Source organism: Burkholderia ambifaria AMMD (assembly GCF_000203915.1).
GTDB lineage: Bacteria > Pseudomonadota > Gammaproteobacteria > Burkholderiales > Burkholderiaceae > Burkholderia > Burkholderia ambifaria.
The window spans coordinates 792,053-814,582 of sequence record NC_008390.1 but is presented as its reverse complement, the minus strand read 5'-3'; the positions used below and the strand labels follow the sequence as shown (position 1 = coordinate 814,582).

Genomic DNA, 22,530 nt, shown 5'->3' with positions numbered 1-22,530 from the left:
CAGGTCCGCCCCTTTCGTTCGCGCATAAAAAAAGACCCGCATCGCTGCGGGTCTTTTCTTTTGGCTGGAGCGCGCATCGCTGCGCGCTCAGGACACCATCGACCGAAGTCGATTACATGTCCATGCCCATGCCGCCCATGCCGCCCGGCATGCCGCCCGGCATCGGTGCATCTTCCTTCGGCAGTTCTGCGACAGCTGCGTCCGTCGTCAGCAGCAGGCCAGCAACCGAAGCTGCGTTCTGCAGTGCGGTGCGCGTGACCTTGGTCGGGTCGACGACGCCGGCTTCAACCATGTCGACGTACTCGCCCGTTGCTGCGTTGTAGCCGTAGTTGCCCTGGCCTGCAGCAACTGCCGCCACCACGACGCTGGCTTCTTCGCCGCCGTTCGTGACGATCTGACGCAGCGGCTCTTCCATCGCGCGCAGCACGATCTTGATGCCGGCGTTCTGGTCGGCGTTCGCGCCGGTCAGGCTGGCGATTGCCGTGCGAGCGCGGATCAGCGCAACGCCGCCGCCTGCCACGATGCCTTCTTCGACAGCTGCGCGCGTTGCGTGCAGTGCGTCTTCGACACGTGCCTTCTTTTCCTTCATTTCGACTTCGGTCGCAGCGCCGACCTTGATCACTGCCACGCCGCCGGCCAGCTTGGCCACGCGCTCTTGCAGCTTTTCACGGTCGTAGTCCGACGTCGCTTCTTCGATTTGCGCGCGCACTTGCTTCACGCGTGCTTCGATGCTCGCGGCTTCGCCTGCGCCGTCGATGATCGTCGTGTTTTCCTTGCCCACTTCGATGCGCTTCGCCTGGCCCAGTTCTGCCAGCGTTGCCTTCTCGAGCGTCAGGCCGGTTTCTTCCGCGATCACCTGGCCGCCGGTCAGGATCGCGATGTCTTCCAGCATCGCCTTGCGACGATCGCCGAAGCCCGGTGCCTTGACCGCAACCGTCTTCAGGATGCCGCGGATGTTGTTGACGACCAGCGTTGCGAGCGCTTCGCCTTCGATGTCTTCAGCGATGATCAGCAGCGGACGGCCAGCCTTCGCGACTTGCTCGAGCACCGGCAGCAGATCACGGATGTTCGACACCTTCTTGTCGTGCAGCAGCACGAACGGGTTGTCGAGGACGGCGACTTGCTTTTCCGGGTTGTTGATGAAGTACGGCGACAGGTAGCCGCGGTCGAACTGCATGCCTTCGACGACGTCGAGTTCGTCGGCGAGCGACTTGCCGTCTTCGACGGTGATCACGCCTTCCTTGCCGACCTTGTCCATCGCTTCAGCGATACGATCGCCGATCGACGTGTCGCTGTTCGCCGAGATCGAGCCGACTTGCGCGATTTCCTTGTTCGTCGTGCACGGCTTGCTGATCTTCTTCAGCTCTTCGACAGCCGCTGCGACTGCCTTGTCGATGCCGCGCTTCAGGTCCATCGGGTTCATGCCCGACGCGACGTACTTCATGCCTTCGCGAACGATCGATTGCGCGAGGACGGTTGCCGTCGTCGTGCCGTCGCCTGCGTTGTCGCTGGTCTTGGAAGCGACTTCCTTGACCATTTGCGCGCCCATGTTCTGGAGCTTGTCCTTCAGCTCGATTTCCTTCGCGACCGACACACCGTCCTTGGTGACCGTCGGGCCGCCGAAGCTGCGCTCGAGCACCACGTTGCGGCCCTTCGGACCCAGCGTGACCTTGACCGCGTTGGCGAGAATGTTCACGCCTTCGACCATCTTCGAACGGGCGGAATCGCCGAATACGACGTCTTTAGCTGCCATCTTCTAACTCCTTGAATTCTTGGGAATATGTACCGTCAGTGGACGCTTACTTCGCGTTGACCACGGCCATGATGTCTTCTTCGCGCATGACCAGCAGTTCCTGGCCGTCGACCTTGACGGTCTGACCAGCGTACTTGCCGAACAGGACGCGATCGCCGACCTTCACGTCGAGTGCGATCGGTGCGCCCTTGTCGTCGCGCTTGCCCGGGCCGATGGCCAGGACTTCGCCTTGATCCGGCTTTTCAGCTGCTGCGTCGGGGATCACGATGCCCGAGGCGGTCTTGGTTTCCTGATCCAGGCGCTTGACGATCACGCGATCGTGCAAAGGACGAAGGTTCATATTCACTCCTCTCTTGACTGAGATTGAAGAACGCTTAGGGAATCTGCCCGGCGGGTCGCCCGGCAGAGAATTGTTAGCACTCTCGTGCAGCGAGTGCTAATTATATGGACGGGTTTTGACAAATTCAAGAAGGGAAACCGGAGGTTTTTTCGCGGGGGCCGAAACGACGGAAAAACGGGGATCGAATTGAAAAATCCTTTTGAAACAATCAAGTAGGCATCAACACTGCCCGCCGGGGGCCGGCAGATGCGGGATTTCCCGACCCGCGCACCGCTTTGACACGGGGTAAGCACCGAGTTCCCGCGATCGTCTGGCACCACATAAAAAGACCCGCTTGGGCGGCGCCGGGGCCCCCTGTCCGGGGCCGGATCGTCACATGTCGGGACAGCCCGCGACCGGCTGGTACGTCCGGCCGTCGGTCTGGACCGTCGCGCCGAGCAGGCGCGCGAGCCCTTTCGCCCCTTCGCGCATCACGACGTCGTGATTCCAGATGAACAGCGGGCGGGCGAGCGGCTCCAGCCAGTTCATCCAGCGCTCGCGCGTGCGGATGTGCCAGTCGTAGCGCACGACGGTGCGCGTGCCGTCGCCGCTGAACGACCAGCGGCCGTCGCCGTCGATCGCGCCGCTCGCGCGGCCTTCGAGCACATGCGGGCGCTCGACGCGCAGCACGCGCATGTCGAAGGTCAGCCGGTACGGCAGCGCGCCTTTCCACGTGTATCGCTGCAGCGCGCCGACGCCGCGCGCGTCGCCGCGCTCGATCTCGACGGTCCGTACCGCGCTCTTCCACCAGTCGGGCCAGCGGTCGACCTGGTAGATCGCGTCCCAGACCGCCGTGAGCGGCGCGTCCACGCGCCACGTCGTCGAAAACCGGTATTCCGCCATGCAGCCTCCGGCATGAGTCGGGATCAGGAATCAGGGATGAGGGATCAGGGCGCGAAGAAGCGGGCGGGAAACGCGACGTCGATCTCGACGTCGTCGAGCGTCACCGTTTCGAGCGGGTCGCCGTCACCGTCCGCGAAGCTGACGACCTTCAGCGGAAAACCGTCCTCGGTGTCCAGCCACAGCCGGTAGCGATGCACGCCGTCGACCGCGTGCGCGGGCGCGCCCGTCACCGACACGCGCAGCGTGGTCCGCCCGTTGATGGTCTCCTCGCCCTCCGTGACCGTCGCGCCGCCCTGCTGCAGCGCATGCACGTTGCGCAGCAGCTCGCCGACGTCCGAGCGGTCGACGCGATGACCGCTGCGGTCGCGCACGAGCGGATTGGTCGGCGATAGCCTCAGCGCGGGCGGCGCATGCTCGCCGAACGGGCGCAGCCGGACCTTGCCGTCGCCGGGATCGTACGCGAGCACCGCGCCACGATGGGGCGACACGAAGTCCATCCGGACGAAACCGGGTTTCAGGTACGCATAGTGGAATTCGGTGCGCTCGCCGCTTCGCGCCGACGAGCGGATCGTCGCGCGGTACGAGCGGACCTGGTCGAAATGTGCCTGCGCAACGGTCACCGGGTCGGCTGTCATGCTCGCTCCTATCAGGCTCGCGGCCAGCAATGCGGCAATCATGGCGCCGCCTCGACGTCGAGCACGCCCTCCATGCCGCGTTCGCGATGGCTGCGCAAGAACAGCAGCCGATGCGTGCAATAGTAGGCGAAGCGACCGGGCTGCGTCGGCGTGAAGCGGAACGTGCGCGGGGTCGTGGCCAGGTCGGTGTGCACCGCGATGCCGGCCTGCGGCGCGTCGATTTCGAAACTGTGCGGCACGCGGCCCGGTTCGGCCGATACGGTCAGTTCGACCGGCACATGCGCGCGGACGATCACGTGGTTCGGCCGAAAGAAATAGCTGCCGCCGACGATCGTCACCCGCTGCACGCCGTCGGCGTCGACCGGCACGCGCACCGGGGCGTCGCCTTGCGCCCGCGCGAGCCCGGCGCCCGCGAGCACCGCTACCACCGTCGCCATCATCGCCGTCTTCTTCGCGTTCATCTTCTGCTCCTTGCCGATGCCGCGCGCGTCACCCCTTCCATGCGTCGGTCGGCCCGCCGAGCGCGCCGCATGCGTCGATCGCGAGCTCGCGCAGGCGCCGTTCGTCGCCGCGGCCGGACAGCGCGTAGCCCATGCCGCGATCCGACCAGAAATACGTGTAGCGTCCGTCCGCCGACATCGCCTGCGGCGCGAGGCGCCGCGCATCGTAGGCCGTCATGTACAGCGTCACGCGCGCGCCGTCCGCGCGCTGGTACATCAACTGCGCGGCCGGCCCCGCGTCGCCCGGCAGCAGCCGCCCGCCCAGCAGCGCGTAGCCGTATTCGTCGAGCGACGGCGCGCGCACGGGCCGACCGAGACGCGCGGACAGCCATCCGGCCAGACGCGCCGGATCGCGGGCGTCGATTTCGACCGGGTGTTCACGATCGGCCGCGTACACGGCATACGCGACATCCGCGCGCGCGGCGAATGCCGGTTCGACGCCGAACGCCGTCCAGCCCGCGTGCAGCGCGATGCCGAGCACCAGCCCGGCCGCCAGCCCCGCGAACGCATAGGCAACCACGCGCCGACGCGACGCGCGCCGCTGCACGAACAATGCCGATGCGGCGCCCGGCAGCGGGAACAGCGCGCGCAACGCGTCGCGCTGCGCGCCGTAATGCGCGAACCGGTCGGCTTCCCGCGGATCGGACTCCAGCCGCTCGAGCACCTCGCGGCGCTCCTGCCCGGACAGCTCGCCGTCGAGCAGCGCCGACAGCAGCTGGGCCGATGCAGCATCGTCCCGATCGTTCGAAGGTTTGCGCGGATCGTCGTCCATCATGTCTTCCCGATCACCCGTAACGTGGCCGTGCCGTGCGCCGGCGGCTCGCCGGACAGCAACGCACGCATCTGTTCACGCGCCCGCGACAGCCGCGACATCACCGTCCCCACCGGCACGCCGAGCACCTGTGCGGCGTCGCGATAGCTCAACTCCTCCAGTGCGACCAGCAGCAGCACCTCGCGCTGTTCGACCGGCAGCCGGTACAGCGCGCGCTGCACGTCGCGCAGCATCAGGCCGCTGATCTCGTCGGCGGGCGCGGCCATCGTCTGCCATGGCGCGGTCGCGTCGTCGACCGCGATCTCGTGCCGCGCGCGCAACTGGTCGATGAAACGGTGGCGCAGCAGCGTCAGCAGCCACGCGCGCAGGTTGCCGCCGTCGCGCGGCGGCCGGTTCAGCGCGCGCTCGAGCGTGTCCTGCACGAGATCGTCCGCCCAGGCGCGGTCGCCCGTCAGCGCACGCGCATAGCGCGTGAGATGCGGCAGCCACACCAGCAGGTCCGATTCGTAGCTCATCCGGATGCCTCGCGCGTCGCCGCGCCGTCAGTCAGTCCGTTTTTCAGGGACGTGCGACGTGCCACATGCCGCCGATCCCGTCGCCGCCCGCGTCACCGGCCTTGTGGTCCATTTTCCAGCGATACAGCGGGCGACCGTTGTACGCCCATTGCTTCTTGCCGTCGTCGCGCGTGACGAGGCTCAGCGCACCCGACGCCTTGTCGTATGCGTCGGCGAGCGCCGGCGGCCAGTTGGCCGCGCAGGTGCCGGTGCAGGTGCTCTTGCCCGGCGCGTCGTGATCGAACACGTACAGCGTCATGTGATCTTCGTCGACCAGTTTCCCGTTGCCGGCCTGCGGCGGCTCGGCGGCCGCGGGCCGCGCGATCGCGGCCGTCAGCGCGACGGCGAACAGCATCGTCTTCATTCCCGTTCTCCTTGGCATGGCATTACGGCACGGCACCGCCGGACGGGCGTCGAAAAACTTCGTCATGTTCATTATCCCGCTGCCCGATTGCGCCGCGACTCGGTATATAAACGGACGGCCGCGGGCGGTTATTCCATGCAGCGCGCCGATCGCCCGCCATTCGTCCAACAAGCCCATCGGGAATCCAAAGAAAAACGCGGCATGACCTTGCCGTCATGCCGCGTTGTGCGCTGCAACGCCCCACGCGCGGCGCCGTCACCCGGCTACTGGCTCAGCCGAAACGCGCGGGCCGGTACGGATGGGGATCGATGTAGGTCGGCGCGCCGGTGATCATTTCGGCGAGCAGCCGTCCGCTCGCGGGGCCGAGCGTGAGGCCGTGGTGGCAATGGCCGAACGCGAACCACAGATGACGATGGCGCGGCGCCGGTCCGATCACCGGTCGCATGTCGGGCGTGCACGGCCGCATCCCGAGCCACGGCGCCGAATCGAGCCGCTCGCCGATGCCGAACGCGTCGCGCGCGAGCGGCTCGGCACGCGCGAGCTGCACGCCGGTCGGCGGCGCGTCGCGCAACGCGATCTCGACGCCGGTCGTGAGCCGCAGGCGGCCGCCCTCCATCGGCGCGACGACGAAACCCGCCTCGGTATCGCACACCGGCACGTTCAGCGGCGCGCGGGTCGGCAAGTAATGCATGTGATAGCCGCGCTTCGCGCGCAGCGGAATCCGGTAGCCGAGCGGCGCGAACACGTGATCGGACCACGGCCCGAGCGCGACCACGGCCAACCGGGCCGAGATCAGCCCATGGTCGGTATCGACCTGCCAGCCGTCGCGCACCTGCGCGAGCGTCGTCGCGTCGCCGTGCACGAATGTGCCGCCGTCGCGCTCGAACAGCCGCGCGTACGCCTTCGTGAGGCCGCCGGGGCTCGATACCGTCTTCGGATCCTGCCAGTGGAACGCGCCGCAGAACGCGTCGCCGATGCCGGGCTCGCGCTCGCGCAGCGCGCGCGCGTCGAGCACGCTCATCCGCAACCCGTGCGCGTCGGCCACCCGCTGCTGCGCGCGCGTTTCCGCATCGAACAGCGCGGGCGACCGGAACGCCTCGAGCCACCCGCCGTCATGCACGAGCGGCTGTGCGTCGGTGCGCGCGAGCAGCGCGTCGTGCTCGACGACGCTCGCCGCGACAAGCGGCAGCATGTCGCGCGCGGCAGCCGCGAGCCGCTGCGGCGACGATTCGCGCCAGAAGCGCGCGAGCCAGCCCGCGTACGCAGGCAGCGCCTTGTAGTCCCAATAGAGATCGACCGAGCGGTTGCGTGCGTAGCGCAGCAGCGTGCCGAGCCGGCGCGGGAACGCGTACGGCACGACCGACGAGCGCTCGATCAGCCCGGCATTGCCGTGGCTCGTTTCCTCGCCGGGCGCGCGCCGGTCGACGAGCGCGACCCGCAGCCCGCGATCCTGCAGATGCAGCGCCGACGACACGCCGACGATGCCGGCCCCCAGAACGATGACGTCGAAATCCATGCTTCCCCGTACTGCGTCGAGATTCGGTGCGACGCGCGCCGGCACGGCGGCCGGCGCGCGGCCAGGCTTACTTCGCGACGATGTCGCGCTTGAAGTACTTCTGCGACAGCGCGCTCAGCGTGCCGTCCTTCTTCAGTGCGTCGAGCGCGCCGGCGATCTTAGTCTGCAGCGCCTTGTCGCCCTTGCGCATCCCGAAGCCGGTGCCTTCGCCGAGCGTCGCGGGATCCTTCAGCGGCTCGCCGACGATCTGGTAGTCGCGGCCGGCCGGCTTGTCGAGGAAGCCGTCCTGCGCGGTCTGCGCTTCCTGCACGGCCGCGTCGAGACGCCCGGCGACGAGATCGGCGTAGATCTGGTCCTGGTCCGGATAGGACACGACGGCCACGCCCGCATTCGCCCAGTGTGCCTTCAGGAAATCCTCCTGCGACGAGCCCTGCAGCACGCCGACGTGCTTGCCGCGCAGGCTCGCGGCATCGGGCCGCAGCGGCGAGCCGCGGTGCGCGACCATCACGATCGGCACGACGTAGATCGCCGGCGTGAAGTCGATGCTCTGCTTGCGCTTCGCGGTGATGTTCATCGCCGAATTGATCGCGTCGAACTTGCGCGCCTGCAGCGCCGGGATCAACCCGTCGAACGCATTCTCGACCCACACGCACTTCATGTTCAGCTTCGCGCACACCGCGTTGCCGATGTCGACGTCGAAGCCCTGCAGCTGGCCGGCCGGCGACTTGCTCTCGAACGGCGGGTAGGCGGCTTCGATCCCGAAGCGCAGCGTGGTCTGTTCCGCGTGGGCCGTGACGGCCGCGCACGCGAGCGCCGCGACGGCGCAGAGGGAAAGCTTCCAGTTCATGACGGATGTCCTTCGATTCCGGATTGAGGCGATGAAGACCGGTCGCGCGACGCCGTTGCCGGGCGCTGCGCCCGCGCCGGATCGGCTTGCGATGCAGCCGGCCGCCGTGCGGCGACACGCTGGTCCGCACGCAAAATATAGACTCTTAGTCTACTATAGACTATAGGGGATACGATAATCGCGGTGCTGACGCTGTCCGTCGCCATACCGTCGCTGGCGCAAAACCCCTTTGATTTATCTATGTTTTTCCTTGCGCACGCGTCCTACAAAGAAAAACTCACCCGACCACCTTCGTCTATATTAGACTTTTAATCCATCACGAACACTGCCGGACGCGCTCGATCGAGACAGTCCTGTCCGGCCCCGACCGGAGAAGTCCCATGACGCAACCCGCCCCGACCCTGCCGCTCACCGTCGACGAAGCCGCGGTGCGCGCGGCGCTGCCGTCGCTCGACGTGCTCGGCACGCTGCGCCGCATGTTCGCGTCGCTCGCGTCGGCTCGCGCGGTGCAGCCGCCGCAAACCCTCACGCTGTTCCCCGAACAGGCCGGCGATTTCATCACGTATCTCGGCGCGCTCGCCGACGAGCAGGTGTTCGGCGCGAAGCTGTCGCCGTACGTCGTGACGGGCGACAAACCGATCGTGACCGCGTGGACCGCGCTGATGTCGATGCGCACCGGCCAGCCGCTGATGTGGTGCGACGCGGGGCTGCTGACGGTCGAGCGCACGGCCGGCACGACGGCGCTCGCGGTCGACTGCCTCGCGCCGCGCGACGCGCGCCGGCTCGCCGTGATCGGCACGGGCGCGGTCGGCCTCGCGCATCTGCGCCTCGCCGCGGCACTGCGCGACTGGGCCTCGATCAGCGTGCATTCGCCCGCGCTCGGCGGCGACCCGGCGCTGCAGGCGACGCTCGCGCGGATCGATCCGCGCGCCCGCCCGGCCGCCAGCGTCGAAGCATGCGTGCGCGACGCCGATGTCGTGATGCTGTGCACGTCGTCGGGCACGCCGGTGCTCGCGGACGGCGTGCTCACGCGCCCCGCGCTCGTCACGTCGATCAGCACCAACGTCGCGCGCGCGCACGAGATCCCGCCCGCGTGGCTGCCCGACATGGACGTGTATTGCGACTACCGCGACACGACGCCCGCGAGCGCGGGCGAGATGCAGATCGCGGCGGCCGCGCACGGCTGGACGCACGAGCGGATCGTCGGCGACCTGCCCGCGCTCGTCGCCGGCACCTGCGCGGCACCGTCGCGCACGCGTCATGCGTTCTTCCGCTCGATCGGCCTCGGCCTCGAGGACATCGCGATCGCGCACGCGCTGTACACGCATCTGACGCGCGCATGAGCAGCACGCGCACGCGGGGCCGATACAATGGCGCAACCACCGCGGCGGCAGCGCGCGGGCGCACGGACATGCCGGTCGACGGTACGCCGGCGCGCCGCGCCCACGCACCGCTCGGCCCCCGCTCACCCGAGATGGCGATTCCGATGCGCAAGAAGCAATCCCCCGTCAAAGACCTGCTGCTCACCCGCTATGCGCCGATCGCCGATGGCATCGCGGCGCTGTTCTTCCCGTACGCGGAAGTCGTGATCCACGACCTGCACGACCAGACCGTGCTGTACCTCGCGAACAACCTGTCGAAGCGCGAAGTTGGCGACGACTCGGCGCTCGAGGAAATCGATCATTCGGCGCGCGAGCGCGTGATCGGCCCGTACGAGAAGCTGAACTGGGACGGCCGGCGGATGCGTTGCGTGAGCAACGTGCTGTTCGACGACGAAGGCCGCCCGGCCGGGATGATGTGCATCAACTTCAACATCGCGGTGTTCGACGATGTCCGCGCGACGCTCGATGTGTTCATCAAGGGCGCGGGCATCGTCGCGCAGCCCGACGAGCTGTTCCGCGACGACTGGCAGGAGCGCATCAACACGTTCCTGCACGGCTGGCTGCGCGAACGGCAGGTCGGCCTGAACGGCCTCACGCGCGAGCACCGGCGCGAACTCGTCGAGGCACTGCATGCGGAAGGCGCGTTCCGCGGCAAGAGCGCCGCGAACTACGTCGCGAACGTGCTCGGGATGGGGCGCGCGACCGTCTACAAGCACCTGAAGCATCTGAAGGAAACGCAGGGCGACGCGTAAGGGGCCCGTTCCGCCCGTGCCAGGCCCTCACGAAGCGCTGCGGCATAAAGTGATATAGTCGCAGTTACATTTATTTGCCACCGCGACTTCCCCATGACGACCACCCCCGCCCCGACCGCCCGCCCCACCCTGACCGTCGAAATCTGGTCCGACCTGATCTGCCCGTGGTGCTGGATCGGCAAGCGCCGCTTCGACGAGGCGCTCGCCGCGTTCGCGCACGCCGGGCACGTCGACGTCGTGCTGCGCGCGTACCGGCTGATGCCGGGCCAGCCGGTCGAACCGGTCGAGGCGATGCTGGCGGGCAAATACCAAATGTCGCCCGCGCAGGTCGACCAGATGCTGCACCAGGTGACCGACGCGGCCGCGAGCGTCGGGCTGCGCTACGACCTTCCGGGCACGTCCGTCGGCGACACGCTCGACGCTCACCGGCTCGTGAAGCTCGCGGAAGCGACCGGCCGCGCGCATGCGCTGACCGAACGCCTGTACCGCGCGTATTTCTGCGAACACGGCTCGCTGTTCGACCACGCGGCGCTGATCGACTTCGCGGTCGAAGCGGGGCTCGAGCGCTCGGCCGTCGAAGCCGTGCTGCGCAGCGACGCATACCGTGACGAAGTCGAGGCCGACATCGCGCGGGCCGCGCAGATCGGCGGACGCGGCGTGCCGCTGTTCGTGTTCGGCGGCCGCTACGCGGTGTCGGGCGCGCAGCCGGCCGACGTGTTCGCGCAGGCGCTCGAGCAGGCGTGGCGCGACGGCGCGATCGTCGAATTGGCCGGCGACGACGCGGCCGCGTGCGGCCCCGACGGCTGCGAACTGCCGCCGCGCGGCTGACATCCGGGCGTCGGGCGCCGCGCGACACGCGCAGCCGCTACGCGTCGCTCCTGCCATGAACCGGCAGGAAGCGCGCGCGAATGACGTCTGCCATTCAGCCTCTCAAAGCACTATCAGAAGGCTGCCGGGCCACCCGCTCGCGGATACCGGCGCGCGGCCCTGTCGGGCCCGGCGCCCGTTCAAACGCACGTTTCATCCACCGCGAACGGGCCGCCCGGCGGCCCTTCCCGGCCGATTTTTAACGTAGTCGTACACCAACGCGCCACTTTTGCGACAATGGCGGACTTTGAATGCGCGCGCCGCAGCCGCGCGCCACCGCCGAACGCCGCATAACCGCCTGCTTCCGATGTCGCTCCCCCATATCGATCTGCTGTACTCCCTGTCCGGCCTGTTCGTCGGCATTCTCGTCGGCCTGACGGGCGTCGGCGGCGGTTCGCTGATGACGCCGATCCTCGTGCTGCTGTTCGGCGTCCACCCCGCGACGGCGGTGGGCACCGACCTACTGTACGCGGCCGCGACCAAGGCGACCGGCACGCTCGTCCACGGGCTGAAGGGGTCGATCGACTGGCGCATCACCGGCCGGCTCGCGGCCGGCAGCGTCCCGGCCGCGGCCGTCACGCTGTGGGTGCTGCACACGCACGGCGTGAATTCGCCCGGCACCGCGCGGATGATCCAGCTGGTGCTCGGCATCGCGCTGCTGCTCACGTCGCTCGCGCTGATCTTCCGCCCGCAACTCACCGCGCTCGCCGCGCGCAATCCGCTCGCGCCGAGCCCGGCGCGCACGCTGTGGTCGACCGTGCTGACGGGCGCCGTGCTCGGCGTGCTCGTGTCGATGACGTCGGTCGGCGCCGGCGCGATCGGCGTCACCGTGCTGCTGCTGCTGTACCCGGCGCTCGCGACCACCCGCATCGTCGGGTCAGACATCGCGCACGCGGTGCCGCTCACGCTCGTCGCGGGCATGGGCCACTGGCTGCTCGGCTCGGTCGACTGGTCGATGCTGCTGTCGCTGCTGCTCGGCTCGCTGCCCGGCATCGTGCTCGGCAGCCTGCTGTCCGCGCGCGCGCCCGAGCGGCTGCTGCGCAACCTGCTCGCCGCGACGCTCGTCGCGGTCGGCATACGGCTCGTGCTCGCGTAACGACGCGGCCGGCGGTTCCCGCGGCGCGGGACGCGCTGCTTGCGGCGCCTCGCGCGCCGGCACCCTTTCCATAAAAACACGGCCCGACCGGCCTGCAAGCTTCAGCACGCGCTGCAGCACGGTACGGTTCGCGACGATGCCGTCGTCGATTCCCGACGCGGAAAAAGAAAAAGCCGGACGACCGTCCGGCTTCATGACTGCGGCGCGGCGAATGCCCTCAGAGCGGCACGTCGATCGCGCCGGCGCCGGCCGTGATCGCGTTCGCGCCGGGCGACGTCGCGATCGGCGGCAGGTTCGCGCTCGTCAGCGCCGGTGCGGCGCCCGGCGTGCCGCCGCGCGGCACCGTGCGGATCACCTGCGACGGCGGCAGCGCGGCGCCGTTCTTCAGATGGCGCCACATCAGGTTCAGCGCCTGCACGTTGTAGTAGTGGACCGGCACGAAGCGCGTATCGAAGCCCGCGACGGGCAGGAACGCGTCGAAGTGCTGCCCGTTCGTCACCTCGTAGAACACGAGCTGGCTGCGGGCGCCTTCGCTGATGCTGTTCTGCGCGACATACGCGCGCGACGCGTGGTTCACCGGCACGAGCGCGTCGCTGCGGCCCTGCACGATGATCGCGGGCTTGCCCTGCAGGTTCGCGTTCACGCGCACGGCGTCGACGTTCGCCGGCATGTCGAGCATCCCGTTGGTCCACAGCTGGCGCAGGCACAGCGCGCCCGCGAAGCTCGCGTCGGGGGTCGCGAGCCGGTGATCGACGCCCGCGCCCGTGTTGAACACGAGGTCGATGCCGCCCGTCGGCGGCACGCCGTTGCCGACGCCGAAGATGGCCGGCATCGGCGACGCGGCGGGCGAGGCGACCGTGCCGGTCGGCGCGCTGGTGGTCGCGAAGCTGAAATTGCACAGATTGTCGGTCACGCGCGAGCGCGTGTACGCGTTCGCATAGGTGACCGCGATCGCCGGAATCGCCTGCGAATCCCACATCGACGCCTGCAGCAGGTCGGAATCGGCGAGATAGCCGGCCGCATGCAGCTGCGCGAGCGCGTCGGCGGCCTGGCTCTGCGTGTCGGCGCCCGACACGAGCCCCGCCGCGGCGAGCGTCGCGCAGCGCTGCGTGCGGATCGACTGCGTGGTGGCGGCCGGCAGCCCGCTCAGGTACGGCTCGCCCGCGAGCGACGCGGACGCGGCCGCGCACGGCTGCAGCAGGTTCGCGAGCGTCGCGTAGTCGGCCAGCGGCCGGCCGAACGACGGTGCCGGCTGGCCGCCCTCGCGCACGATCGCGTTCGGCGACATCCGCACGTTGACCTGCGGCTCGCCGACCACGACCGCGGTGATCCAGCGGCGCGTGTCCTGCTCGGCCGCCGCGAGCGCCGCACCGCCGCCGTTGCTGACGGACGCGGCGATCGTCGTGATGTCGCCCGGGTGGTAGCGCACGCCGTGATGCGAGCTGTCGAGTACCGGCCCGAACTGCTCGTTGAGCGCCCAGTACGCGAATTCGACCGCCTGCAGCGTCGCGTGCCCCCAGTCCTGCTCGGGATTCTGCTGCGAATGCGCGTGCTTGAACGCGTAGCGGTTCGGGAAGCGGCCGTTGAACGCGGCCAGGTCGCCGCTCGTCACGTTCGCGGTAAAGAGGCTGGCATTGCCGGCGAGCACCGCGTTGGCGAGCGTGCCGTCGATCAGCGTGATCGTGTCGGAGCCGAGCTCGTGCGCGCCGTTGCCGCCGCCCTTGTCGTTGTATGCGACCGCGCAGCCGCGCTTGAGGCCCCACTCGCCGGCCGCCGAAATCGCGCCGTACACGCCGCGCGACCCCGACGACGTCGCGGTGACGATGCACGGCTGCTTCGGATCGAAGCTGGCGGGCACCTGCACGAGCAGCGTCACGTTCTTGCGGCCGCTGCCGTCGTCGGAGTACGCGAGATATTCGGTGCCGGGGATCTTGCCTTCGCCGAGCGTGGCGTTGCCGTCGAGGTCGACGTTCGGCCCCCAGAAGCGGCCGTAGCCGCCGTTCGCGCTCATGTCGACGAGCGCGCGGTAGTTCGACCAGATCGCGAGCCGGCGCAGCTCGGCGCTCGTCGGCCGGGACGGATTCGCGAACGCGGGCGCCGTGGAGGCGAGGCCCGTCTTGCCGAGGCCAGCCGTCAGCAGGTCGTCGCTCGTGCCGTCATAGGCGGTCGTGCGCACGCTGCCGGACACGAAACCGGGCAACCGGTTGCGCTCGCCCGAATCGGCGTCGTTGCAGCCGCCGAGCAATGTGAGCGCGGCCAGCGCCGCGCCGAGAAGAATCCGAGTGCCCCACCCGTGCGTCGTCATTGCCGCCCCCTATCAGTATGGATATCGCTATCGCTGCGCCGCTGCGTCGTGCGCGGCTCGCGGCCTGTCGGGAAAACACCGGGCCGCTCCTGATATTCCGCCCCGAAGGCAGTCCCCCTGGGAAATGCTCTCCCTGAGGGCTGGCGCGCAGCGACAGCTGGGGCACGCTGCGGCGCAAACGGGCCCCGGCATGCCGGAGCCCGTCTGAAAGCAGGCGCGGGCGGCGCTCGCGCGCCGCCCGCCCGGCATTATTGCTGCTGAACCGTCAGCTTGTTCGAGACCGACGTCACGCCGCTCACGCCCTTCGCTGCCTCTTCCGCCTTGTCGATCTGTGCCTGGTCGGGCACCGTGCCCTCCAGCGTGATCGCGCCGCCCTTCGAGCGCACGACGAGGTTCGCCACGTCGATGCCGCCTGCCTTCGTGATTGCCTTGCGCACCGCGTAGCCGAGCTTGCGGTTCGCCTTCTTCGCGGTCTTGGCCGCCGCCTTCGGCGAGCTCGCTGCCGCGGCCGGCGCTTCGGTGGCCGCCGTATCGCTGGACTGCGCGTATACGCTGCCCGTCAGACAGGCCGCCACGGCCGCAACACCCAACGCTCTCAACACGATCGACTTCATGCTATCTCCTTATAACTCCTGAACGGCCGTGCACAGTACGGCCGGATACCCCCAATGGCAGCCGGCCCGCGCGCGAACGGGCGGGACGGCCGATGATTTCCACGGCGATGCGAGAGAGGCGACACGGGCCGGCAACCGGCGCGCGCGAGTGCGGGCCGGCCGGGCCGGGCAGCCGCCGGCCGGACGCGCCCGGTCTCATTGCGTGCCGGGTCGCGCGCGAATCGGGCGCGGCTGCGTCGCACAATGTAATCCAGCGCCCGCCGAAGCGCAAAGCTTTTGACGCGCGGGCGAGCGCCGCCGCACACCGCCGGCCGTCGTGGCCGGCCGGGCAAGCCCGCGCGACACGGCGGCGGATTCGCGCACGTCAGGGGAAACCGGGTACCATCGCCGCCAGAACATGCATCGCGTGCAGCGCCCGAGCCCGCCGTCAGCGATGCGTCACGCCCGTGTCATCCGCCGCCGCCATGAAGCCAGCCAGCCCTCGCCCGCCCCGCCGCATCCTCGCCCGCTTCGTCGCGGTGTCGTGGCGCGACCTCGCGCTGTCGATCGGCCCCACCGTGCTGCTCGCGGGCACGGCGGTCTGGCTCGCAGTCAAGCTGATCCAGCCGGCGCCGCCGTCCACGCTCGTGATTTCGTCCGGGCCGCCCGGCAGCACCTACTGGAACGCCGCGCAGAAATACAAGGCGATCCTCGCGAAGAACGGCGTCACGCTCGACGTCGAGTCGTCCGAAGGATCGGCGCAGAACCTCGAGCGGCTGTCGAACCCGAACGCGCCGGTCGACGTCGGCTTCGTGCAGAGCGGCATCGGCCCGAAGGAGCGCGACGAGCACCTGGTCTCGCTCGGCAGCATCGGCTACGTGCCGCTCGCGATCATGTACCGCGGCCCGATCGTCGCCCGCCTGTCCGACTTCAAGGGCAAGCGGCTCGCGCTCGGCGCGGAGGGCAGCGGCGCGCGCGAACTGAGCCTCGCGCTGCTGAAGATGAACGGCATCGTGCCGGGCGGCGCGACCGAGCTGCTGCCGACCGCCGGCGAGGACGCCGCGACCGCGCTGCTCGACGGCAAGATCGACGCCGCGTTCCTGTCCGGCGACTCGACCCAGATCCCGGTGATGGCGAAGCTGTTCCGCGCGCCGGGCGTGCACGTGTACTCGTTCACGCAGGCCGAGGCGTACGCGCGGCGCTTTCCGTACCTGACCGCGATCACGCTGCCGATGGGCGTCTACGATCTCGGCCGCAACCTGCCGCCCGCCGACATCCACACCGTCGCGCCAACGATCGAGCTGGTCGCGCGCGACACGCTGCATCCCGCGCTGTCCGACCTGCTGATCGAGGCCGCGCGCGAGGTGCACGGCCACGCGACGATCCTGCAGCACGCGGGCGAATTCCCGTCGGCCGTCACGCGCGGCTTCCCGCTGTCGGACGACGCGGCGCGCTACTACAAGTCGGGCAAGACCTTCCTGTACCGGCGGCTGCCGTTCTGGGTCGCGAGTCTGGTCGACCGGATGCTCGTCGTGCTGGTGCCGCTGATCGTCGTGCTGATTCCCGGGTTGCGGCTGGTGCCGTCGCTGTACGGCTGGCGCGTGCGTTCGCGCATCTACCGCTGGTACGGCGCGCTGATCGCGCTCGAACGCCGCGCGCTCGGCGAGCACACGGCCGAGGAGCGCGTCCAGCTGCTCGACGAGCTCGACGACATTGAAGAAGCCGTGAACCGGATGAAGATGCCGCTCGCGTACGCGGGGCAGTTCTACGTGCTGCGCGAGCACATCGGCTTCGTGCGCGAGCGCCTCACCGCGCACGAGCACGACGCCGCGTCGGGCGCATCCGGCACGTCAGGCACGTCGGGCACGCCCGGCGCCGGCCCGCCCACGACGGCGCGAACCGCGGAGGCGTCGCCGCCGGCCGGCGCGCCCCCCCGGGCGACTCCCGGTTCCGCGTAAGCGGCCGATCCGCGATCATTGCTGCATCCGCGCCACCGCGCAACATGAAGGCCGCCGCCAGGCGCGCACGCCCCACCCTCTGGAGATCGCCATGACAACCGGCCTCGATACTGCCCAACCCGCGTGGTTCTACGACTTCGTGTCGCCGTTCTCCTATCTGCTGCTCGAACAGCTCGACAAATGGCCCGACGTGCCGTTCGAACCCGTCGCCGTGTCGCTGCTCGACCTGCAGCGTCACTGGGGACAACGCCCGAGCGCCGAAGTACCGGCCAAGCGCGTGTTCACGTACCGCCACGCGCTGTTTCGCGCCGAACAGCTCGGCATCCGCTTCAAGATGCCGCCCGCCCATCCGTTCGATTCCGACAAGGTGCTGCGCCTCGCGCTCGCGCTGCGCGCCGATATCGCGACCGTGCTGGAAATGTTCCGCTTCATCTGGCACGACGGCAACGATCCGTCGACGCCGGACGGCTTCGCCGCGCTGTGCGAACGCGTCGGCGTGAGCCACGGCGACGAGCTGATCGAATTCGAGGAAACGAGCGCGCAGTTGCGCCGCAACACCGACGACGCGATCGCGCTCGGCGTGTTCGGCGTCCCGACCTTCTGGATGAACCAGCAGCTGTTCTGGGGCGAGGACGCGCTGCCGATGGTGCTGTACTGCGCGCGCACGCCGAACTGGCTCGAGTCGCGCGAGGTCAAGCGGATCAGCACGCTGCCGAAGGGCCGCGTGTGATGGCCGGTATCACGCACGGCGACGCGCGGCTGCGGTAAGGTTACGCTTCCCCGAATCAGCCCGCCCCGATGGAAGACGACGACCGTACCGCCTCGCTCGATATCTGGCTCGTGCGCGTATTGCGCACGCTGCTGATCGAGCGCAGCGTCACGCAGGCCGCGCTGCGGCTGAACCAGACGCAGCCCGCGATCAGTACCGCGCTGCGCAAGCTGCGCGAGACGCTGAACGACCCGATACTCGTGCGCGGCAAGTCGGGGATGGTGCCGACCGAATACGGCGCGTCGCTGCTCGGTGCGGCGTCGCGCGCGCTGCGCGAAGTCGACTTCATCGCGACGCCGCATGGCGACTTCGATCCGTCGTCCGCGCGGCGCACGTTTCGCGTCGCCGCGCCCGACTACCTGAACGATTTCTTCATGCCGACGCTGATCGAGCGCTTTCGCGACGCGGCGCCGCACGCGCATCTGGAAATCGATTCGCTGAATCCCGCGCTCGACCACGCGGGGGCGCTCGAATCGGGCGCGCTCGACCTCGTGATCGGCAACTGGCCGAAGCCCGACCCGCACTTCGCGCGCCAGGACCTGTTCTCCGACACGATCGTGTGCCTGATGCGCGACGCGCATCCGCTCGCACGCGAGCCGCTCACGCGGGAAGCGTACGCATCGGCCGCGCACGTCGCGCCGACGCCGTACACCGGCGACAAGCGCAACGCGATCGAGATCGGCCTCGCACGCGCGCGCCTCACGCGACGGATCGTGACGACGCTGCCGTACTTCGGGATCGTGCCGCAGGTGCTGCTGCAGTCGGACCTGATCTTCACGACGACGCGCCGCTTCGCGACGCACTATGCGCAGCTGCTGCCGCTCGTCGTCGTCGCGCCGCCCGTGCCGTTCCCGCGCATCAAGAGCTACCTGCTCACACACCCGCAGCCCGATCGGCCGACCGACATCGCGTGGCTGTGCGCGCTGATGCAGAGCGTATCCGACGAGCTGACGGCCGCGCGCGGCCGCAAGCGCTGACTCGCGCGGGACGGCCCGCGCGCGCGCATGCGACGCGGCCGCTCAGGCCGTGCAGAAGGTTTCCTGCAGATGGGTCCAGCGCACGACGCCTGCCGCGTCGCGTTCGAACACGGCGGTCGCGCGACGCGCGGGCAGCTCGCCCGACGCCGCCTGCTGCGCTTCGAGATAGGTAAGCACCGCATGCGACGCGTCGGCCGCGAGCACGCGGATATCCGACAGCGCGATGCGCAGCCCCGGCTTCGCGCCGCCCAGCTTCGCGAACAGCGCGCGCGTGCCGTCATGGTCGAGCACGCGACCGTCGGTCATGGTCATCGTGAAATCGGCGGAGAAAGGCGCGAGCAGCGCATCGAGCGCCGCGGGCGCGGTATCGGCGCCGGACAGCCAGCGCTCGATGGCGACGAGGCTCGAATGGAGCGCGTCGAGATAGACCTGATGATCGGACATGGTACCTGCACGAAAGACGCGCGGCCCGATGCCGCGCGATCCGTGCAGTGTAGGCAAAAATGCGCGAGCGCGCGTCGGGTGCAGCGGCCCTCGTCGTTACCGCGCGCAGCTTACGTCGTCGCGCACGCGGCCGGCCGCGGTCGCCTTCACATCGGCCACCGGCGTGCCCGAGCGCGCCTGCAGCAGTTCCGCGCAGACGGCCACCGCGATCGCGCCGGGCGCCTTGTCGACGATGCCCGCGATGCCGATCGGGCACACCATCTCCGTGAGCCGCGCCGGATCGACGCCGCGCGCGGCGAGCCGGCGCTCGAACTTCACGCGCTTGGTGCGCGAGCCGATCATCCCGAAGTACGCGAAGTCGCGCCGCCGCATGATCTGCGAGGCGAGCGAGAAGTCGAGCGCGTGGTTGTGCGTCATCACGAGGAAGTACGCGCCAGGCGGCGCCGCGTCGACGACGGCCTCGGGCGTGTCGGTCGGCTCCGGCTGCACGTTCGGCGGACATTCGTCCGGGAACAGCTCGTCGCGCGTGTCGACCCACTGCACGACGCACGGCAACGCGCCGAGCAGCGTGACGAGCGCGTGGCCGACATGCCCCGCGCCGAACAGCACGATGTGCATCGGCGGCGGCGCGGCGCTCGCGCGGTTGCGCCGGCCGGTGCCTTGCGCGAACGTCTGCGCGGGTGATGCGCCGCACGCGCCGTCGCACCCGGCGACGGGTGCATGCGACGCGGCATTCGGCGAGGGAACAGGTGCGTTCATGTCAGCCTCCGCCGAGCCGGCCCAAGGTGGCTGACCGCCTCCTCGGGAAGCAGCGAATGAAGTGAGCATGGGCGTCGTTTCATCTCAACCTGCCCGCGCGGCGCTTGCCGCACGCACCGCGTTCACCGCACGCAGGATCGACTCGCCGGTGGCCGGCGCGTCGAGCGGCGGATTCACCTGATAGTCGCCGACCGCGGCAATGGCGTCGCGCACCGCGAAGAACACCGAGAACGGCAGCAGCAGCGGCGGCTCGCCGACGGCCTTCGAACGATGGATGCTGTCCTCCACGTTGCGGTTCTGGAACAGCCGCACGTTGAACTCGGGCGGCGTGTCGTTGACCGTCGGGATCTTGTACGTGGACGGCGCGTGCGTCATCAGCTTGCCGCCCGCGTTCCACCACAGCTCCTCGGTCGTGAGCCAGCCCATCCCCTGGATGAACGCGCCTTCGACCTGGCCGATGTCGAGCGCCGGGTTCAGCGACGCGCCGACGTCGTGCAGCGCATCGACGCGCAGCGTGCGCATCTCGCCCGTCAGCGTATCGATCACGACTTCCGACACGGCCGCGCCGTACGAGTAGTAGTAGAACGGCCGGCCCTGCAGCTTCGACTGATCCCAGTACAGCTTCGGCGTCGCATAGAAGCCGTCGGACCACAGCTGCACGCGCGCCAGATACGCCTTCGCGATCACCTCGCCGAACGGCACGCTCGCGCCGCCGACCCACACGAAGTCGTTGCCGAACTTCACGTCGGCCGCATCGACCTTGCCGTCGCCGAACTGCTTCGCCGCGAACACCGCGAGCCGCTCGCGCAGCTGGCGCGCCGCATCCTGCGCGGCCTTGCCGTTCAGGTCGGAGCCCGTCGACGCGGCCGTCGCGGACGTGTTCGCGACCTTGCTCGTGTCGGTCGCCGTCACGCGGATCCGGCCGAAGCGGATGCCGAGCTCGTGCGCGACGACCTGCGCGACCTTCGTGTTGAGCCCCTGCCCCATCTCCGTGCCGCCGTGGTTCACGAGCACCGAGCCGTCGGTATAGATGTGCACCAGCGCGCCGGCCTGGTTGAAGTGCGTGACGTTGAACGCGATGCCGAACTTCACCGGCGTGAGCGCGATGCCCTTCTTCAGCACCGTGTTGCGGGCGTTGAAGTCGCGCACGCCCGCGCGCCGCGCGCGGTAGTCGCTCGTCGTCTCGAGTTCGCCGAGCAGCTCCTGCAGCACGTTGTCCTCGACCGTCTGCCCGTAAGGCGTCACGTTGCGTTCGGTCTTGCCGTACAGGTTCGCGTAGCGCACGTCGAGCGGATCGCGGCCGAGCGCGCGCGCGATGTCGTCGAGGATGTACTCGATCGCGAACGCGCCCTGCGGGCCGCCGAAGCCGCGGAACGCGGTGTTCGACTGCGTGTTGGTCTTGCCGCAGTAGCCGGCGATGTCGACGTCGCCGAGCCAGTACGCGTTGTCGAAGTGGCACACCGCGCGCGTCATCACCGGGCCCGACAGGTCGGCCGAGAAGCCGCAGCGCGACGTCATCTCGAGCGCGACGCCGTCGAGGCGGCCGTCGTCGTCGTAACCGACGTCGAAGCGGTAATGGAAGTCGTGCCGCTTGCCGGTGATCAGCATGTCGTCGTCGCGGTCCGGGCGCAGCTTCACCGGGCACAGCAGCTTCCACGCGGCGAGCGCCGCGCAGCATGCGAACAGGCCCGACTGCGATTCCTTGCCGCCGAAGCCGCCGCCCATCCGGCGACATTCGACCAGCACGTTGTGCGACGCGACGCCGAGCACGTGCGCGACGAGGTGCTGCATTTCGCTCGGGTGCTGCGTCGAGCAGTACACGTGCATCCCGTCGTCGTCCTTCGGCACCGCGTAGGCAATCTGCCCTTCCAGATAGAACTGCTCCTGGCCGCCGAGCAGCATCTCGCCCGACTCGCGATGCGGCGCGGCAGCCAGGCGCGCGGCCGCGTCGCCGCGCGCGAGCTTCAGCGGCGGGATCACGTAGGTTTCGGCCTGGCGCGCTTCCTGCGCGGTCAGGATCGCGGGCAGCTCCTCGTAGTCGACCTGCGCGCGGCGCGCGGCGAGCCGCGCGATGTCATGCGACGTCGCGACGACGATGAACATCGGCTGGCCGACGAACTGCACGATGCCTTTCGCGAGCACCGGGTCGTCGTGGATGATCGGGCCGCAGTCGTTGACGCCCGGGATGTCGTCGGCCGTGAACACGGCGACCACGCCCGGCGTCGCGCGCACCGCATCGAAGTTCATCGACACGATCTTCGCGTGCGGTTTGGCCGACAACCCGAGCGCCGCGTGCAGCGTGCCGGCGACGATCGGGATGTCGTCGGTGTAGGTCGCGCGCCCGCTCACGTGCAGATGGGCGGATTCGTGCGGACGCGAGATGTGCACCTGCGCGGCGTCGGCTTGCTGGTCGAGGGTGTTCAGGAACGGTTCTGCTTGCTGGTTCATGTTCGGTGTTCTCCGTC

22 protein-coding genes are annotated in these 22,530 nt (G+C 69.3%); 7 read left to right on the top strand and 15 right to left on the bottom strand.

The features are described 5' to 3' along the window. Positions 1 to 112: 112 nt before the first annotated feature. From groL to BAMB_RS03665, 10 genes are all read right to left on the bottom strand, one after another. The gene (gene groL, locus BAMB_RS03710) at positions 113 to 1,753 is read right to left on the bottom strand and encodes a chaperonin GroEL (RefSeq protein ID WP_006759587.1); all 1,641 of its coding nucleotides are present in this window, start codon (positions 1,751 to 1,753) and stop codon (positions 113 to 115) included. Between the two features lie 46 nt (positions 1,754 to 1,799). Next, positions 1,800 to 2,093 (bottom strand): co-chaperone GroES, encoded by a 294-nt coding sequence (gene groES, locus BAMB_RS03705; RefSeq protein WP_004186661.1) that lies wholly within the window; start codon positions 2,091 to 2,093, stop codon positions 1,800 to 1,802. Positions 2,094 to 2,465: 372 nt separating this feature from the next. Further along, on the bottom strand, positions 2,466 to 2,975 hold the full coding sequence (locus BAMB_RS03700; RefSeq protein WP_011656115.1) for an SRPBCC family protein: 510 nt from the start codon (positions 2,973 to 2,975) through the stop codon (positions 2,466 to 2,468). 44 nt (positions 2,976 to 3,019) lie between these two features. Continuing rightward, a complete protein-coding gene (locus tag BAMB_RS03695; protein WP_011656114.1) occupies positions 3,020 to 3,652 on the bottom strand; it encodes a LolA family protein in 633 nt (210 codons plus the stop codon). Next, the gene (locus BAMB_RS03690) at positions 3,649 to 4,071 is read right to left on the bottom strand and encodes a quinol oxidase (RefSeq protein WP_011656113.1); all 423 of its coding nucleotides are present in this window, start codon (positions 4,069 to 4,071) and stop codon (positions 3,649 to 3,651) included. Before BAMB_RS03690 ends, BAMB_RS03695 begins: the two co-directional genes overlap by 4 nt. Positions 4,072 to 4,099: 28 nt before the next feature. Next, a complete protein-coding gene (locus BAMB_RS03685; RefSeq protein WP_041491096.1) occupies positions 4,100 to 4,882 on the bottom strand; it encodes an anti-sigma factor family protein in 783 nt (260 codons plus the stop codon). Next, entirely contained in the window at positions 4,882 to 5,397 is a 516-nt protein-coding gene (locus BAMB_RS03680; protein WP_011656111.1) for a sigma-70 family RNA polymerase sigma factor, read from the bottom strand. The genes BAMB_RS03685 and BAMB_RS03680 overlap by 1 nt, the downstream gene beginning before the upstream one ends. 43 nt (positions 5,398 to 5,440) lie before the next feature. Further along, positions 5,441 to 5,800 (bottom strand): COG4315 family predicted lipoprotein, encoded by a 360-nt coding sequence (locus BAMB_RS03675; RefSeq protein WP_041491095.1) that lies wholly within the window; start codon positions 5,798 to 5,800, stop codon positions 5,441 to 5,443. 271 nt (positions 5,801 to 6,071) lie between these two features. Next, positions 6,072 to 7,316 carry an NAD(P)/FAD-dependent oxidoreductase gene (locus tag BAMB_RS03670; protein WP_011656109.1) on the bottom strand — a complete coding sequence of 415 codons (1,245 nt, stop codon included), beginning with the start codon at positions 7,314 to 7,316 and terminating at the stop codon, positions 6,072 to 6,074. 67 nt (positions 7,317 to 7,383) lie between these two features. Beyond that, a complete protein-coding gene (locus BAMB_RS03665; protein ID WP_011656108.1) occupies positions 7,384 to 8,163 on the bottom strand; it encodes an ABC transporter substrate-binding protein in 780 nt (259 codons plus the stop codon). 380 nt (positions 8,164 to 8,543) lie between these two features. On the opposite strand from BAMB_RS03665, the gene BAMB_RS03660 reads away from it, so the two are divergent. From BAMB_RS03660 to BAMB_RS03645, 4 genes are all read left to right on the top strand, one after another. Then, positions 8,544 to 9,506 (top strand): ornithine cyclodeaminase family protein, encoded by a 963-nt coding sequence (locus tag BAMB_RS03660; protein WP_011656107.1) that lies wholly within the window; start codon positions 8,544 to 8,546, stop codon positions 9,504 to 9,506. Further along, positions 9,503 to 10,297, top strand: a complete 795-nt coding sequence (locus tag BAMB_RS03655; protein WP_011656106.1) for a helix-turn-helix transcriptional regulator — start codon at positions 9,503 to 9,505, stop codon at positions 10,295 to 10,297. The genes BAMB_RS03660 and BAMB_RS03655 overlap by 4 nt, the downstream gene beginning before the upstream one ends. A gap of 93 nt (positions 10,298 to 10,390) precedes the next feature. After that, positions 10,391 to 11,125: a DsbA family oxidoreductase gene (locus BAMB_RS03650; protein ID WP_011656105.1), complete on the top strand. Its 735-nt coding sequence runs from the start codon at positions 10,391 to 10,393 to the stop codon at positions 11,123 to 11,125. Between the two features lie 346 nt (positions 11,126 to 11,471). Beyond that, positions 11,472 to 12,260 (top strand): sulfite exporter TauE/SafE family protein, encoded by a 789-nt coding sequence (locus tag BAMB_RS03645; RefSeq protein ID WP_011656104.1) that lies wholly within the window; start codon positions 11,472 to 11,474, stop codon positions 12,258 to 12,260. 217 nt (positions 12,261 to 12,477) lie between these two features. Here the strand turns inward: BAMB_RS03645 and BAMB_RS03640 are convergent, their stop codons facing one another. Then, positions 12,478 to 14,565, bottom strand: a complete 2,088-nt coding sequence (locus BAMB_RS03640) for a D-(-)-3-hydroxybutyrate oligomer hydrolase (protein ID WP_011656103.1) — start codon at positions 14,563 to 14,565, stop codon at positions 12,478 to 12,480. 248 nt (positions 14,566 to 14,813) lie between these two features. Beyond that, a complete protein-coding gene (locus BAMB_RS03635) occupies positions 14,814 to 15,179 on the bottom strand; it encodes a BON domain-containing protein (protein ID WP_006759602.1) in 366 nt (121 codons plus the stop codon). Positions 15,180 to 15,643: 464 nt separating this feature from the next. Here BAMB_RS03635 and BAMB_RS03630 point away from each other — a divergent pair, with 464 nt between their 5' ends. The 3 genes from BAMB_RS03630 (at position 15,644) to BAMB_RS03620 (ending at position 18,862) form a co-directional block, all read left to right on the top strand. After that, positions 15,644 to 17,116 carry a TAXI family TRAP transporter solute-binding subunit gene (locus tag BAMB_RS03630; protein WP_011656102.1) on the top strand — a complete coding sequence of 491 codons (1,473 nt, stop codon included), beginning with the start codon at positions 15,644 to 15,646 and terminating at the stop codon, positions 17,114 to 17,116. Between the two features lie 91 nt (positions 17,117 to 17,207). Then, positions 17,208 to 17,846 (top strand): 2-hydroxychromene-2-carboxylate isomerase, encoded by a 639-nt coding sequence (locus BAMB_RS03625; protein WP_006752404.1) that lies wholly within the window; start codon positions 17,208 to 17,210, stop codon positions 17,844 to 17,846. A 68-nt stretch (positions 17,847 to 17,914) separates the two neighbouring features. Then, positions 17,915 to 18,862 (top strand): LysR family transcriptional regulator, encoded by a 948-nt coding sequence (locus BAMB_RS03620; protein WP_011656101.1) that lies wholly within the window; start codon positions 17,915 to 17,917, stop codon positions 18,860 to 18,862. A 42-nt stretch (positions 18,863 to 18,904) separates the two neighbouring features. Here the strand turns inward: BAMB_RS03620 and BAMB_RS03615 are convergent, their stop codons facing one another. The 3 genes from BAMB_RS03615 to xdhB all read right to left on the bottom strand — a co-directional run bounded on the left by BAMB_RS03615 (position 18,905) and on the right by xdhB (position 22,513). After that, entirely contained in the window at positions 18,905 to 19,306 is a 402-nt protein-coding gene (locus BAMB_RS03615; RefSeq protein ID WP_011656100.1) for a polyketide cyclase, read from the bottom strand. 96 nt (positions 19,307 to 19,402) lie between these two features. After that, positions 19,403 to 20,065 carry a xanthine dehydrogenase accessory protein XdhC gene (xdhC, locus tag BAMB_RS03610; protein WP_011656099.1) on the bottom strand — a complete coding sequence of 221 codons (663 nt, stop codon included), beginning with the start codon at positions 20,063 to 20,065 and terminating at the stop codon, positions 19,403 to 19,405. Positions 20,066 to 20,149: 84 nt separating this feature from the next. After that, positions 20,150 to 22,513, bottom strand: coding sequence for a xanthine dehydrogenase molybdopterin binding subunit (gene xdhB, locus BAMB_RS03605; protein WP_011656098.1), 2,364 nt, complete (start codon positions 22,511 to 22,513; stop codon positions 20,150 to 20,152). Positions 22,514 to 22,530 lie beyond the last annotated feature (17 nt).